We start from the raw sequence: 15,789 nt of genomic DNA, 5'->3' as shown, positions 1-15,789 counted from the left end.
ATAAGAACTAAGTGGATTTCTTTTAGTTATTTTGTCGAAGAAATTATGACTGACCAAAAAACAGTATACATAGCATTAGGAAGTAATAAGGGCGATAAGTTTAAAAACTTGCAAAACGCTGTAGACGCCGTGTTTGCAGAGGTGGGTAATGTGGTTGGTATTGCTAAAGTTTTTCAAAGCAAGGCTTTTGGTTTTGAAGGTGAGGATTTTTTAAACACTTGTATCGCGGTAAGTACGGTATTTAAACCTAAGAAGGTTTTAAGTCTTTTGCTACAAATTGAAAAAAAGTTAGGACGTACACCAAAACAATCAGAAGGATACGAGTCTAGAGTTATAGATTTAGATATTATCTTTTTTGAAGATGAAATTGTTGATGATAAAAATTTGATAATTCCACATCCTGAAGCTCATAAACGACGATTTGTATTAGCTCCTTTGCAATTAATTGCAAGTGGTTTAATACATCCTGTATTGGAAAAGTCTATTGAGGACTTGTTAATTACCTGTGAGGATAAAAGCGAATTAGAAGAAGTTAAGATTTGGTTGAAAAACCCTAATAAAAATTATAATTTTTCTAATCATAATTATATTGCTATTGAAGGTAATATTGGTGCAGGTAAAACAAGTTTAACGACTCGGATTTCTGAAGATTTTAACGCTAAATTAGTGTTAGAGCGTTTTGCGGATAATCCCTTTTTGCCAAAATTTTATAAAGAACCACAACGTTATGCGTTTACTTTAGAGATGTCCTTTTTGGCGGATCGTTATCAGCAGATTACGGACGACTTAGGACAGCTGGATTTGTTTAAAGATTTTATTGTTAGTGATTATGATGTTTTTAAATCGTTAATTTTTTCTAAAATCACTTTGCAACCAGATGAATTTAAGTTGTACAGAAAGTTGTTTTATCTTATGTACAAGGATATTGCAAAACCGGATTTGTATGTTTATTTATATCAAAATACAGAGCGTCTCCAAGCTAATATTAAAAAGCGTGGACGGAAGTATGAAAGTGACATAGCAGATGATTATCTTGATAAGATTAATGCCGGGTATTTAGAGTTCTTGAAAAGCCAAACGGATTTTAATATTAAGATTATTGATATTTCAGATAAAGATTTTGTCAAAAGTAGGGCGGATTATTTGTGGTTGATGGAACAAATATGTGAGCATGACGCCTAGGATAATACAATCAAAATCTATTTTAATTGTTGGTCTTAAGGATGTATTGACTTTTATGACTAATGGGCAAGGAACTGGGGCTTTAGCTAGGCGGTTTATGCCTAAACGACACCAGATTTTAAATCAGGTTAGTGATCAAAAATTTTCTATTCAGATTTACGATCAGTTTGATTATAATAAAATATCTCCAAAAACAGAATATATAAAGTGGGTTGGTGTGGAGGTGTCTGGATTTTTAAACGTGCCTGAAGGTTTGGAAACATTAAAAATGGAGTCGGGTAAATATGCTGTGTTTAATTATAAGGGGAAACCAGAGGGTTTTTTAAGTGCTTGGCAATTTATACATGAAAACTGGTTGCCTAGCTCAGGATTTACGTTGGATGATAGGCCTCATTTTGAAAAGCTCCCTGAAGATTATCATCCTACAAATTTAGAAGTTGAAGAGGAGATATGGGTGCCTATTGTTTGATGGCTATAACAAAAAAAACCATCATAAATCAAGTATTTATGATGGTTTTTTTGTTAAATAGAAAGTGCAGTTACATAAAAAGTTTCTTGTAATGCTAAAGTGGTTTCTATAATTCGTTAACGATGTCTTTTTTGTACTTTTTAAGTAATGCTCTAGTCATTCCTAAGTTTGCTTTGCTTGAATCAACAGCTAAATAGATGAAATATTCACCATTCTCAGCAACATCAATAATGTGGATTTGATCTGTAAGTGTAATTAGTATATCTTGGATTTTTGAATCTAAACCTAATGCTTTAATAGCGCCTTGTTTAGCTTTAACAACTTCTAAGTTGTATGCAGAAGCCATTTCTGGATCAAAATCTGCTTTTTCAGAGTGAGATACATAGCAAATACCTGTAGCAACCTCTGTAACTGTTACTGCAATGTATCCTGGTACATTAGCTTTAATCTCTGTTGAAAATTGTTCTAAAAAATTTGACATAATTTTATTTATTTGATTTGAGTTATTTGTTTTTTATTGAATTCATGTGCTTAAGAAGTAAGCCGAATTTAGATAAATTGTCAGTGGTTATAAGTATGATAGAGTTTTCGTCTAATCTATTCGCTATAAAAAGACTTTCTTTAGATTTGGCTATTAGTTGCTCTAGGTTGTTGTTGGTCATGTCTTTAAGTAGAGCATCGCACATGGAGAAAGCAGATTCAGTCATTAATGCAAAGTTTTTTACATACTCCGTTTCTGTAGAGTTAATAATGGTACCGTAGTTATCTACTATAATCACGATGTTTGCTCCTGTATCAGCTTTAATTTGTTCTATATCAATCATTAATTGGAAGTGTTCTGGGCGGCAAATGTAATATCTTTTTTGAAAACAGCTATATTTTTTGTGAGTAAATTGTAGGTTTTCAGTATGAACCGATAAATATCATATTTATCGGTTTAAAGGTAGTCGTGTAGATTAAAATAGTGGTGTTTAGTATTTTAAATAAGATATAGTGTAGTTAGTGGTGAAAATTTGCTTTTTGTCGAGTAAAATATTTTTTAACGAATTTAATGATTAAGGTTACATTTAAAAAGCATTATTTTGCCGTAAAGAATGATATAATATGCAATTTAGAGAGATGCCAGAAATGGTTTTGATGGGAGTTTTGAAACAGAAGAAAATAAAGTTTAATTCGTTTAGAATTAATCCTGAAATATTTTCAGATGATGAGGAAGTGATTATTGAGGATGTTGTATCTAAAGAAGCAATTGTTATTGAGGAAGATAATGTTGTTGAAACTGAAAGCTCTGTTGTAGAAGAGCTTTTTGTTAGAAAAGAATCGATTGAAGTTGAAGAGATTCATGTAGAAAAGAAAATGGTTTTAGTTGAAGAGGACAAGGTGATTTCAGGTGAGGTAGGTCAGCAAGCTTCAGGTGCTAGTGCTACAGATACAGCGGGTACTTATCAGAAGCGCATGAAAAGCGGCTTTTTTGGAAAACGTAGACGCTAGAAAGGCTCAGGTGTTGTGTGGTCTGTAATATTTATATAGAGAAAGGTTTTATAACCTTTTTTTTATGTTTTAATCTTTTTTAGAAACAATTTACTTACTTGTTAAGGTCAGTTTTGAAAAAACATCCCAAACTACAACGCCACAACTGACACTAATGTTTAGCGAGTGTTTTGTTCCAAATTGCGGAATTTCAATAGTAACATCGCTGGCATTAACAACGTCTTGAGCAACACCTTTTACTTCGTTACCAAAAATTAAAGCATATTTTTTATTAGTTTCAACTTTAAAGTCATTAAGTAGTGTAGCGTGTTCTGCTTGCTCAATAGCGCAAACCACTATATTTTTAGATTTTAATTTCTCTACTAGTTCAATCGTGTTTTCAACATGCTCCCAAGCAACAGTATCCGTACTTCCTAAAGCTGTTTTGTGTATGTCTTTGTGTGGAGGAGTTGCTGTAATGCCGCACAAGTAAATCTTTTCAACTAAAAAGGCATCACTAGTTCTAAAAACACTTCCAATATTATTCAAACTTCTAATGTTATCTAAAACAATAATTAAGGGCGTTTTTTTAGCTGTTTTAAAGTCGTTAACACTTAATCTGTCTAGTTCGTTGTTCTTTAGTTTTCTCATTACAATAATTGTGAATAATTTTCAATAACTTAAACTGAATTGACTTCAATAAAAATCAATATTTAGTTACATTGCAAACTTACTAAAAACGTATATCCTTTGGCAACAAAAAGCAAAAAAGTCACTCCGTTAATGAAGCAGTATAATGCGATCAAAGCTAAATATCCTGATGCACTATTATTATTTAGAGTAGGAGATTTTTATGAAACCTTCGGCGCGGATGCAATAAAAGCAGCTGGAATATTAGGTATTACTCTTACTAAAAGAGGCGCAGGAAGTGAAAGTGAAATTGAATTAGCTGGTTTCCCCCACCACTCTATAAATACCTATTTGCCTAAATTGGTCAAAGCAGGAGAACGTGTTGCTATTTGCGACCAATTGGAAGATCCAAAGCAAACTAAAAATATTGTAAAACGTGGGGTCACAGAATTAGTGACACCGGGAGTTGCTTTAAATGACGAAGTACTTCAATCTAAAACTAATAATTTTTTATGTTCTGTGTATTTTGGTAAAGTCAATATCGGAGTTTCATTTTTAGATATTTCAACTGGAGAGTTTTTGACCTCTCAAGGTAATCAAGAGTATATTGATAAATTACTTCAAAATTTTAGTCCAAGTGAAGTTTTGGTTGCTAAACCTAAGCGTAATAAGTTTACGGAATGTTTTGGTAAAGATTTTCACACGTTTAATTTGGAAGATTGGGTATATCAGCCAGATTATGCTAATGAGACGTTATTAAAACATTTTGATACTAAATCTTTAAAAGGGTTTGGAATTGAAAATTTAAATGAAGGTATTATCGCATCGGGTTCGATACTGCATTATTTAGCAGAAACACAACATAATAAATTAGAGCATATTTCTTCTATTTCGCGTATTGCAGAAGATGATTATGTGTGGATGGACCGTTTTACTATCCGAAACTTAGAGCTTTATAATTCGACTAATAATAATGCGGTCACTTTATTAAATATCATCGATAAAACGATTTCCCCAATGGGAGGGCGTTTATTAAAACGATGGTTGGCTTTACCATTAAAACAGATAGATCAAATTAAGCAACGTCACGAAGTGGTGTCTTATTTAAAAACAGATACTATTGTTTTGGGTAAAATTCAGCATAACATAAAGTTGATTGGTGATTTAGAGCGTTTAATTTCTAAAATAGCAACTCAGAAGGTGAGTCCACGTGAGGTCATTCAGCTTAAAAATTCTCTAGAAGCCATAATCCCTATAAAAGAACTCGCTTCTAATTGTGATAATGAGTCTTTACAGGTTATTGGGGATAACTTACAAAGCTGTAATGTGCTTCGTGAAAAAATTAAAGAAACAGTAAACGAAGAAGCACCAGTAAATATTTTAAAAGGAAGTTCTATTGCTGCTGGCTTTTCTGCCGAATTAGATGAGCTTAGAGCATTATCTACATCAGGTAAGGATTATTTAGATAAAATGTTAAAACGTGAAAGTGAGCGTACGGGAATCACGTCTCTTAAAATTGCATCTAATAATGTTTTTGGTTATTATATAGAAGTAAGAAATACACATAAAGATAAAGTTCCTGAAGAATGGATACGAAAGCAAACTTTAGTAAGCGCAGAACGTTATATCACTGAAGAGTTAAAAGAATACGAAGCTAAAATTTTAGGAGCGGAAGAACGTATTATGGCTATAGAGCAAAAGTTGTTTGCGGATTTAGTGCAATGGATGAACCAGTATATTAAGCCAGTACAACAAAATGCGTATTTAATTGCTAAAATTGATTGCTTGTGCGGTTTTGCACAGTTAGCTTCAGATAACAATTATGTGTATCCAGCTTTAGACGAGTCGCATGATTTGGATATTGTTGAGGGGCGTCATCCCGTTATTGAAAAACAATTACCAATAGGAGAGCCTTATATCGCTAATAATGTGTTTTTAGATAGGGAAGCGCAACAGATTATTATGATTACGGGGCCAAATATGTCTGGTAAGTCCGCTATTTTGCGTCAAACCGCTTTAATAGTACTGTTGGCTCAAATAGGAAGTTTTGTGCCCGCAAAAGAGGCTAGAATAGGTGTGGTAGATAAAATTTTTACACGTGTAGGGGCTAGTGATAATATATCGATGGGTGAATCTACGTTTATGGTGGAGATGAATGAAACAGCATCAATCTTAAATAACATCTCTGATAGGAGTTTAGTTTTATTAGATGAAATAGGACGAGGGACTAGTACTTATGATGGGATTTCTATTGCTTGGGCTATTAGTGAGTACTTGCATGAGCACCCTGCGAAGCCTAAAACGTTATTTGCAACGCATTACCATGAGCTAAATGAAATGACAGAAACTTTTGAGCGTATTAAAAATTTCAATGTCTCTGTAAAAGAGTTAAAAGATAATGTGCTATTTCTGCGTAAGCTTGTAGAAGGTGGTAGCGAGCATAGTTTTGGTATACATGTAGCAAAAATGGCTGGAATGCCACAACAAGTATTAAGACGCGCAAATCAGATCTTAAAAAAGCTAGAGAAGAGTCATTCTAGTGAAGAATTGACAGATAAAGTAAAATCTATGCAAGATGAGATGCAATTAAGCTTCTTTAATTTAGACGATCCATTACTTGAAAATATCAAAGAAGAGATCATAGACATCGATATTGACACATTAACACCAGTGGAAGCTTTAATGAAGCTAAATGAGATTAAACGTATGTTGGTGAAAAAGAAGCAAGTATAAATTATTTTAAAATTTTTTCAAAAAAAGCTTTGTACTTTGAATAAAAGTCCTAAATTTGCAACCGCAATACGATATTGCACGTTCATATAAAGACTGCGAAAGTAGCTCAGGGGTAGAGCATCACCTTGCCAAGGTGGGGGTCGCGGGTTCAAATCCCGTCTTTCGCTCTGAGACTTTCTTTAAAATATACCAAGCTCGGGTGGTGGAATTGGTAGACACGTTGGACTTAAAATCCAATGTCCATTAGGACGTACGGGTTCAAGTCCCGTCCCGAGTACTAGACCTCTTGTTAATCAAACGATTTTCAAGAGGTTTTTTGCTTTATAAAAGTAGCCTCTCAATTATTTTGAGTGTGCACTTTTATATGAATTAAGTTTTTAATATAAAAAAAACCTTATCAGATTTTGATAAGGTTTTTTATTTCAAAAAGATTGCTTTTTTTAAAAGAACTCTTTAGTTCATTTTCTTTTTAATGTCTTGACCTGCTTCTTCAACAGCAGCTCCTGTTTTTGAGGCAGCTTCTTTTGTTGCGTTTACAGCGTCAGTACCCATTTTTTTAGCACCATCGACTGCGTCTGTAGCTAATTGCTTAGCACCTTCAGCTGTGTCTTTTACAGCATCACCAGTAGCATTGGCAGCGTTCTCTAAAGCTTCACCTGTTGCGTTGGTTGCGTCTTTTACAGCATCACCAGTAGCGTTAGCAGCATCCTCTAGAGCTTCGCCTGTTGCGTTAGCAGCATCTTTTACAGCGTCACCAGTAGCATTGGCTGCGTTTTCTAAAGCATCACCTGTCGCTTCAGCAGCGTTTTCTAAAGTGTCTTCAGTTTTGTCAACATTGTCTTTTTCATCTCTACAAGATGTAAATAATACGGCAGCAACTAGAACTGCACTTAATAATAATTTTTTCATTAGATTCTATTTTAGTGTTATATTAATTCAAAATTAATAAGTTAATTTCAAAAAGCGACAGTAATTATAACATAATTTTAACATTTTAGACAAAAAACAGCTTTTAGCACCTCAATTGTCAAGATTTGCATGGTTTTGTCTTTTGTTTTTAGGATTAAGGTCTTCTTTTTAAGGTTTTTAATCTTTGTTTTTATATCTAATTAAAGACTCTAAACTTTTAATTGAAAGTAAACTTTGGATAAAAAAGGAATGGATATTCTTGATCTATTTTTAATATTAGATGTATTTGGGATACTGCTATTTTTTTAAGCAAAATGATGGTTTTGTGTATTAAAAAGGGTGGGTTATTGTGGAATAATTAATTTTAGATACTATTTATTAAGTTTATTGTTTTACTAGTGTGCTAAAAAATCCTATATTTGGTAAACCAGTTTGGTTAACCAATCGTGAAGGTGTGAATAAAATGTAGTTTTACTTAACGTTAAGTACTATGACTTAAGCGTGACACATTAAAATAATAATAATCAGGTCTTTTAATAAAATAAAAGACTTTTATCTTTTATAAATACAACACTATTAATACTTATGAAAAAAACAGTATATATTCTAGTTTTATCTCTTTTCCTTGTCTCTTGTGGAAAAAAAACAATAACAACACAAGCTAGTGTTACTACGGTATCTAATATAGAAGCGTTAAATAACGCTATTAAAGATGCCAAGCCTGGTGATAATATTGTGTTGGCTAATGGAACTTATAAGGATTTTGAAATAAAATTTAGAGGAAAAGGAACTGAAGACAATCCAATAACCTTAAAGGCGGAAACGGCAGGTAAAGTGTCCATTGAAGGACAGTCGTATTTAAAATTTGGAGGGGAATACTTAGTGGTTGAAGGGTTGCATTTTAAAAATGGATTTTCACCATCTAGTGCTGTAATAGATTTTAAAATTAGTCATAAGGATGCGCCGGATGAAATCGCTGACCATTGTAAGGTGACTAATTGTGTTATTGAAGATTTTAATAAGCCTAAAAGGGATAATAGTGATTTATGGGTGCAATTTTGGGGAAGACATAATGAGTTGAGTAATAGTTATATTGCAGGTAAAACAAACAGAGGCCCAACAGTAAGAGTTAGTATAGAAGGTGTTGAAAGTATTAATAATTATCATCAAATTATTAATAATCATTTTGGACCAAGACCTGTAAAAGGTGGGCCAAGCGGAGAAACTATTCAATTAGGTAATAGTTATACGTCTATGTCTCCAAGCCATACTATGGTTGCTAATAATTTATTTGAAGAATGTAATGGTGAAGTTGAGGTGATTTCTAGTAAAACTAATTTCAACGAGTTTAGAAATAATGTGTTTTATAAAAGTGAGGGGTCTTTAGTGACACGTCATGGTAATTACTGTAAAATCGATGGAAATTATTTTATAGGTGATGGTGTAAACGAGAATTATGGTGGGATTAGAATAATTAACACAGGGCATTGGGTTACAAATAATTTCTTTTACAATTTAAAAGGGAAAAGTTTTAGAAGTCCTTTAGCGGTAATGAATGGAATTCCTAAATCACCATTAAACCGTTACAACCAAGTGACAGATGTGGTTGTTGCTTATAATACTTACGTTAACTGTAGTTCGCCTTGGCAATTTGGTGTGGGTACAAATATCGCGCAAGCGGATGTGTTACCAAAATCAGAAATTAGATCGGCTCGAGCAATTAGAACAACGGTTGCTAATAACGTTGTGTATAATGAAAAAGGGCTGGAAGCTATTGTTGTGGAAAACGATAAAGCAGACGGTGTAACATTTGTAAATAATGTAGTCGATAATAAAGGCGTGTCGTTTAATGATTTTGATGGTGGTATTATAGCGGCATCTTTAGAGTTGAAAAAGTTAACGGATAATCTGTTTTTACCAATAGGAGTTCCTGAAGGGATAAAAGCTTATAAAGGTTTCGATTTTAATACGATTGAGAAAGACTTATTTGGAACGTCAAGAAAAGATAATACCAGTATTGGCGCAGTAATCGGTACAGAGGCGGTTAATCCTAGTATTTTGGATAAATCTAAGTACGGTACAACTTGGTATTCAAATGAAGCAGAAGACAAAGCCACAGTGACACATGTTGTAAGCGAAGCAGAGGATTTACAGGCTAAAATAAATAAAGCAAATAATGGAGATATTATCGCTATAGCGGAAGGTGGGTATACTTTTAATAAGGCTTTAGTGATTAATAAAACAATTACAATACAATCTCAAGGAGAAAAGAAAGCTAAATTAGTATATGTTGGATCGTCTGAGACGCCATTGTTTTCATTACAATCTAAAGGTAAATTAACGTTTAATAATATTGTTTTAGAAGGAAATGAAAATAACTATGCCTTTGCAAGTTTAAAAGAAAACATGGCTAACCATTTCGGGCTAACCGTTTCAAATACTGAAATTAGTAATTTTGGTTATGTTTTAAAAGTTTATAAAGAATCATTTTCAGAACGTATTACTTTTGAAAATACGGCAATCACAGACTGCGAAAACGGAATAGAATTATCAGAAGAAACGAACGATAAAGGAGATTATAATACAGAGTATTTAACCATTAATAACTGTAGTTTTAATGCTGTAAAAGCAAATGTGATTGACTATTATAGAGGAGGGTATGATGAGTCTACTATCGGTGGAAACCTTTTAATTGCGAATAGTACTTTTACTAATTGTGGTGCTAAAGAAAAGAACAAAACATTGTTAAATCATAACGGGATTGTAAATGTGAATATCACTAAAAACACATTTAAAAACAACAAAGTACAGTTTGTCTCTACATTATGGGGAGCAAAAAATAATGTAGAATCCGAAAACACCCTAGTTAATTCAGGGCAAATTAACACGGAAGAGAATTTGAAAATGAAATTGATGTATTAATATGAAGTCAATAACACTACTTTTTATAAGTTTATTAGGATGGTTTCAAACTGTTGAAGGGCAAACGATACCTTCTGATAAGGTTTTGTCTAATCAAGATTTAGCATCTTATTTAACAAACGCTGTTCAGCAAGATTTAAAAACCAATGGAACTATTTCTGAAGCAGACTTAGCGCAGTTTTTTAGAACAAAATTTACGGAACGTTATTTCTATAATTGGGAAACTAACGAGAAGCGATTTAAGGAGTATACAGAGATTTATCCTGAGGCTAAAATAAAACACACGGAACGCGCATTAGATCATTTGGCTAAATTTCCCGCGAAAGCACAATGGGAATTGCCTTTTAATTATCAAAACGGAGATCCAGTAAATGCTTATGCTTTGCGTCATTTGGCTAGGCAACATAAAATGATAGATATTGGGTACTATTATTTTTATCAGAATAAAGATGAACAATATCTTGATTATTTCACAGAACAATTAGCGTCTTTAAATACAGCCTTAACCAATAAACAATATGAACGTATTGAAGGTGGTAATGGCGTGTACGAAGCCTTTCGATCTGGATATCGAATGATTAATTGGTTGCAATTACACAGCTTGTTTTTAGGACAGTCTGGATACTCTGATGCGGAGCAATTAGTAACTATTGCAACGTTTTTACAACATGCTCAACATTTATACGAGCATAATAAAACGTTTAAATCTGGGAACCACCAAACGCGAGGGTTATCAGCCTTAGCAATGTTGTCTATTGTGTTGAGAGATTTTAAAGGTGCAGACGAGTGGTATAAGCATTCTATGACGCTTTTAGGAGAGCACTTAGATAAAGAAATTAATGACGATGGGTTTCAGTTTGAACGTACAGTCCATTATCACATGAGTGATATTGGAACTTATTTTTATGTGTACCAATTAGCGAAGAAAAGCAAGTTGCCTATAAAGCCGGTATGGGAAAATAAATTAGAGTCGTTGTTTACAACACTTACTAAAATTGCATTTCCGGATAAATCAGCGCCTGTGTTGTCTGACGATACAGATGTCCCTTGGGCCGTAAAAAATGATATTTCTGGAGCGATGACTTTAGGGTATTTGCTTTTTGAAGACCCTGAGATGGGATACTTTGCAAAAAATGAATTAAGTACAAAGTTTTATTGGGATGCTAGTGCAGAACAATTAGAGAAATTAAAAAACATTAAATCTGTAGCTCCAAAACACCTGTCTTTGTCTTTTCCGGATACAGGGTATTATGTACTGCGAGAAGGGTGGAAGGTAAAGGATAATATGATGGTGATTTCGGCTGGATTGGATCCTTTAAAACCAGATCATCAACATGGCGATATTTTAGGGATTCAAGCAATGGCTAATGGCCAAGTTGTACTGCCAAATTATCAAGTCCGTTATTCATTAAAAGATTTAGAGTTGTTTAAAAACTCAATGACTAAAAATGTAGCTTTAGTAGATAACGAGCTGCTTGGTAAGCGATATACAAGTAATAAAGGAGGTAGTGGATTTGGTAAGTTTAAACAATTGGCGCAACCAAAAGTAATTGCTTTTGATACTAGTGATCATTTAGATATTTTTGTAGGTAGTCATGATGGTTTTGAAAACATTGGTGTAGACTATAGCAGACAAGTTATTTCTATTAAAAATGATTTCTGGATTGTTAAGGATAATTTTAAGTCGAAAGACAGTCACGAATACAAACAAGTTTGGCAAGGACATTACACGAAAGAAAATGGGGGAGATTTATTACGATCTTCTTTCGATGATGGTTCAGGGTTAGATATTTTTCAGTTGAATACAACAGACAAAGTGGAAACAGACGGCGCAAGAGGTAAAGAATGGTCTGTAGTGTCAAAATCGAATACAAAACAATTCAGTTTTATAACAATTGTTTATCCTTTTGAAACTTATGACAAGCGTATAGATGAGGATGCCAAAGACAAACAATTTAATGGTTGGAAGCTTAATGCATCAAAGTGGATTGCTGATAATAGTGAGGCTGTTTCTTTAACTAAAGCAGAGGCCTCTATATTCTTTTCAGTGAAAACATTAGAATTTGGAGATACTAAAATTAAGTTTGAAGAAGTTGTTGATGTGTTAGTAAATACAGAGTCGGAGAGTTTAAAGTTACAGTTGCTTAGTAAAAAGGAATGTAAAGCTGAAATTATTCAAAAAGGGGTAAAGCAAAAAATTAACTGTTCAGTAAAAGCTAATTAAAACACAAAGCGATTGAAAAAAGTAATATTTGTTATAGGTGTTTCGGGTTGTGGAAAAAGTACTATTGGAAAGTTGTTGTCTGAAGCATTAGATATTCCTTTTTTTGATGGTGACGATTTCCATCCTGAACGTAATATTACAAAAATGTCTAACGGACAAGCTTTGAATGATGCTGACAGGCAAGGTTGGTTAGAGACTTTAAATGACTTAGCAAAAAAGCAGCTTAATAAAGGGAGTTGTGTAATCGTGTGCTCTGCTTTAAAGCAAAAGTATCGTGATCTATTAAGTCATACTATTGAAGACGATACGGCTTGGGTACATTTATCGGGGTCTTTCAATCAGATATTTGAAAGAGTAAATAACAGAGCAGATCATTTTATGCCTGCAGAATTACTGCAGTCGCAATTTGATACTTTAGAAATTCCGGAAAATGCTATTCAGATAGATATCAGCGCAACACCAGAAAATATTATTAAAAAAATAAAACAAGAATTAATGAATACCTCAGAGTTTGGATTATTTGGTTTGGGTGTCATGGGAAAAAGCCTGTGTAGAAATTTAGCTAATAATGGATTTAAAATCTCGATGTTTAATAGGCATGTGGAGAATGTAGAGGTAGATGTTGCTAAAAACTTTAAAGCACAATATTCTGAGTTGTCGCAAGCGGAAGCTTTTGATGATATTTCAGCCTTTGTAAATTCTTTACAACAGCCAAGACGGATTATGCTTATGGTTAATGCGGGTAAAACAATAGATTATGTTATTGAAGACTTATTGCCTCATTTAACAAAAGATGATATTATAATTGATGGTGGGAATTCGAACTATAAAAAAACTAAAGAGCGTTACGATTATTTAAAGACTAAAGGCATTAATTTTATTGGGACAGGAGTTTCTGGAGGGGAAGAAGGTGCTTTAAAAGGCCCATCTATAATGCCAAGTGGAGATAAAGTGGCTTATGATAAAGTGGCCCCTTTTTTAGAAACTATTGCAGCTAAAGATAAAAACGGCCTGCCGTGCTGTACGTACGTTGGTCCAGAAGGAAGTGGTCAGTTTATTAAAATGGTGCATAACGGTGTGGAGTATGTAGAAATGCAATTGCTAGCTGAGGTAACCGTTATTTTGGAAGCTTTAGGGCAAAGTCCAGATGTAATAGCTAATACTTTACAGTCTTGGGCAGATACAGCAGATAGTTATTTGCTAGAAATAACAACAACTATTTTTAAAAAGAAAGAAGGCGGCGATTGGTTGGTGAAAAAAATATTAGATAAAGCAGGTAATAAGGGAACAGGAAACTGGACGACGATTGCATCTGCGGAACTAGGAGTGCCAAGTACTTTAATTGCTTCAGCGTTGTTTTCAAGATATATTTCGTTTTATAAAGAAGAACGAATCGAATTAAGTAAACAATTTGATCGCAGTAATAAATCTGATTTACAAATTAGTACTGATGAGGTTTTGAAGGGGTATCAGTTTGCACGAATTATTAACCATTATCAAGGGTTTAAGTTAATAGCTGAAGCTTCTAGTAAATTTGCATGGGATTTAAATCTTAGTGAAATTGCTAGAATTTGGACTAATGGTTGCATTATTAGATCTTCTCTAATGGAAGAATTAGTTGCGGTGTTTAAGGATACAGCCAACGTATTAACTAATGTAGAATTAATAACAAAAATTAATAGTTACAGACCTGCAGCTAAAAAAGTAGTGTCGGAAGCTGTTCTTAATGATATTGCGACACCAGCTCTAAGTGAAGCTATTCAATTTTTAAATGGAATAACAACAGAATATGCTTCGGCAAATGTAATCCAAGCCCAGCGTGATTTCTTTGGCGCACATACTTATCTAAGATTAGATGATGCTTCAGGTAAGTCTCATCATACCAAATGGAACTAATAAAACAAACGAACTAATCCCAAAAACTAACACATATTATGGATGTAACAACACCTAAAAATTCATTTTTCAAAAAAATTATTGCCATAATATTAGGTTTCGGTCCTGGTATTTTTGCTATTGGTTATACTATAGGTACTGGAAGTGTTACTTCAATGATTGTTGCGGGAAGTAAGTTTAATATGCAATTATTATGGGTTTTACTTTTAAGTTGTTTGTTTTCTGGAATATTAATGTTTGCTTATGGAAACTATGGTTTGATAACAGGAGAAACAGCGCTCTTTGGTTTTAAAAAACATTTAAAATATGGTAAAGCTTTAGCAATCTTAATTATAGTAGGTATTACGTTTGGACAATGGAATTCTTTGATGGGAATTCTTGGGATTTCATCCAATATTATTTTTGAAATATTAGCCGTCAATTTTGATGGGTTAGGTGCTTATAAATACGAAACTGTTTTAATAACAGCAATTGTAATTATTATTACATTTTATTTATTAATGCTAGTTGGTAAGTATACTTTTTTTGAAAAAATATTAGTCATATTTGTGACATTGATGGGGTTTTCTTTTGTGTTGTCATTATGTTTTGTGCAACCACTTCCTTTAGATGTGGTTAAAGGATTAATTCCGACAATACCTGATGTTCCGGGAGGAAAAATGTTAGTTGCTGCATTTGTTGGGACTACTATGGCATCTGCTACATTTTTATCTAGACCGTTATTTGTAAAAGGAAAAGGATGGACTATTAAAAATTTAGAACAACAAAAAAAGGATTCTATAACAGCTGCAATTTTGATATTTATCATAAGTGCAACTATAATGGCTGTGGCGGCGGGAGCGCTGTTTTATCAAGGAAAAGAAGTTAATAGTGTGTTAGATATGGCTAATACTTTAGAGCCGGTTGCTGGTAAATGGGCTGTTACTATATTTTTCTTTGGAGCATTAAGTGCTGGTTTGTCGTCTATATTTCCATGTCTTTTAATAGCGCCACTGTTACTAGCGGATTATCAGTCGGGAGAATTAGATACAAGTTCTAAACAGTTTAGAGTTGTAACTTTTGTAGCGTGTTTGGTAGCTTTAATCGGGCCTGCTTTTGGAGCAAACCCTATTGAAATTCAGATTTTATCTCAAGTGTTTAATGTGTTTGTTTTACCTCTTGTGATTTTGGGTATTATAATCATGGTGAATAGTAAAAAGGTTATGGGGGATTATAAAACAAGTCTTTTTGTGAATATTGGGTTGTTTGCAGCATTACTTTTTGCGTGTGTCATTTCTTATAATGGTATTATCGCTTTGACGGAATACTTTTAAAATAGTTTTTTTTGTGTTGTCAAAATAGCATAGTTTGGAGT

At 33.3% G+C, this 15,789-nt stretch carries 12 protein-coding genes and 2 tRNA genes; 10 read left to right on the top strand and 4 right to left on the bottom strand.

The features are described 5' to 3' along the window. The first annotated feature begins 45 nt into the window (after positions 1-45). Positions 46-1,182: a 2-amino-4-hydroxy-6-hydroxymethyldihydropteridine diphosphokinase gene (folK, locus tag H0I26_RS00485; RefSeq protein WP_218700552.1), complete on the top strand. Its 1,137-nt coding sequence runs from the start codon at positions 46-48 to the stop codon at positions 1,180-1,182. Then, positions 1,172-1,651, top strand: a complete 480-nt coding sequence (locus H0I26_RS00480; RefSeq protein ID WP_218700551.1) for a GyrI-like domain-containing protein — start codon at positions 1,172-1,174, stop codon at positions 1,649-1,651. The genes folK and H0I26_RS00480 overlap by 11 nt, the downstream gene beginning before the upstream one ends. Before the next feature lie 106 nt (positions 1,652-1,757). Here the strand turns inward: H0I26_RS00480 and H0I26_RS00475 are convergent, their stop codons facing one another. Then, positions 1,758-2,132: a hypothetical protein gene (locus tag H0I26_RS00475; RefSeq protein WP_101015302.1), complete on the bottom strand. Its 375-nt coding sequence runs from the start codon at positions 2,130-2,132 to the stop codon at positions 1,758-1,760. Positions 2,133-2,154: 22 nt separating this feature from the next. Continuing rightward, complete coding sequence (locus tag H0I26_RS00470) at positions 2,155-2,475, bottom strand: roadblock/LC7 domain-containing protein (RefSeq protein ID WP_101015301.1); 321 nt, start codon at positions 2,473-2,475, stop codon at positions 2,155-2,157. 280 nt (positions 2,476-2,755) lie between these two features. Between H0I26_RS00470 and H0I26_RS00465 the strand changes: the two genes are divergently transcribed. Beyond that, positions 2,756-3,142 (top strand): hypothetical protein, encoded by a 387-nt coding sequence (locus H0I26_RS00465; protein WP_218700550.1) that lies wholly within the window; start codon positions 2,756-2,758, stop codon positions 3,140-3,142. 90 nt (positions 3,143-3,232) lie between these two features. On the opposite strand, the gene H0I26_RS00460 is transcribed toward H0I26_RS00465, so the two are convergent. After that, positions 3,233-3,772 carry an RNA methyltransferase gene (locus tag H0I26_RS00460; RefSeq protein ID WP_218700549.1) on the bottom strand — a complete coding sequence of 180 codons (540 nt, stop codon included), beginning with the start codon at positions 3,770-3,772 and terminating at the stop codon, positions 3,233-3,235. Positions 3,773-3,871: 99 nt separating this feature from the next. On the opposite strand from H0I26_RS00460, the gene mutS reads away from it, so the two are divergent. The 3 genes from mutS (at position 3,872) to H0I26_RS00445 (ending at position 6,761) form a co-directional block, all read left to right on the top strand. Beyond that, positions 3,872-6,484 (top strand): DNA mismatch repair protein MutS, encoded by a 2,613-nt coding sequence (gene mutS / locus H0I26_RS00455; protein ID WP_218700548.1) that lies wholly within the window; start codon positions 3,872-3,874, stop codon positions 6,482-6,484. A gap of 95 nt (positions 6,485-6,579) precedes the next feature. Then, a tRNA-Gly gene (locus tag H0I26_RS00450) sits at positions 6,580-6,651 on the top strand. 26 nt (positions 6,652-6,677) lie between these two features. After that, positions 6,678-6,761, top strand: a tRNA-Leu gene (locus H0I26_RS00445). A 176-nt stretch (positions 6,762-6,937) separates the two neighbouring features. Here H0I26_RS00445 and H0I26_RS00440 read toward each other — a convergent pair. Beyond that, entirely contained in the window at positions 6,938-7,393 is a 456-nt protein-coding gene (locus tag H0I26_RS00440; RefSeq protein ID WP_218700547.1) for a hypothetical protein, read from the bottom strand. A gap of 585 nt (positions 7,394-7,978) precedes the next feature. On the opposite strand from H0I26_RS00440, the gene H0I26_RS00435 reads away from it, so the two are divergent. Genes H0I26_RS00435 through H0I26_RS00420 form a run of 4 tightly spaced genes read left to right on the top strand, consistent with a single transcriptional unit; the run spans position 7,979 to position 15,748 of the window. Continuing rightward, entirely contained in the window at positions 7,979-10,315 is a 2,337-nt protein-coding gene (locus H0I26_RS00435; RefSeq protein ID WP_218700546.1) for a chondroitinase-B domain-containing protein, read from the top strand. A 1-nt stretch (position 10,316) separates the two neighbouring features. After that, entirely contained in the window at positions 10,317-12,539 is a 2,223-nt protein-coding gene (locus tag H0I26_RS00430; RefSeq protein ID WP_218700545.1) for a heparinase II/III family protein, read from the top strand. Positions 12,540-12,551: 12 nt separating this feature from the next. Further along, positions 12,552-14,435 (top strand): NADP-dependent phosphogluconate dehydrogenase, encoded by a 1,884-nt coding sequence (gene gndA, locus H0I26_RS00425; protein ID WP_218700544.1) that lies wholly within the window; start codon positions 12,552-12,554, stop codon positions 14,433-14,435. Between the two features lie 38 nt (positions 14,436-14,473). Next, entirely contained in the window at positions 14,474-15,748 is a 1,275-nt protein-coding gene (locus H0I26_RS00420) for an Nramp family divalent metal transporter (RefSeq protein ID WP_101020777.1), read from the top strand. Positions 15,749-15,789: the final 41 nt, after the last annotated feature.

The organism is Olleya sp. HaHaR_3_96 (assembly GCF_019278545.1).
GTDB lineage: Bacteria > Bacteroidota > Bacteroidia > Flavobacteriales > Flavobacteriaceae > Olleya.
The sequence above is the reverse complement of the archived record's forward strand: the minus strand, read 5'-3'. Positions and strand labels throughout refer to the sequence as shown.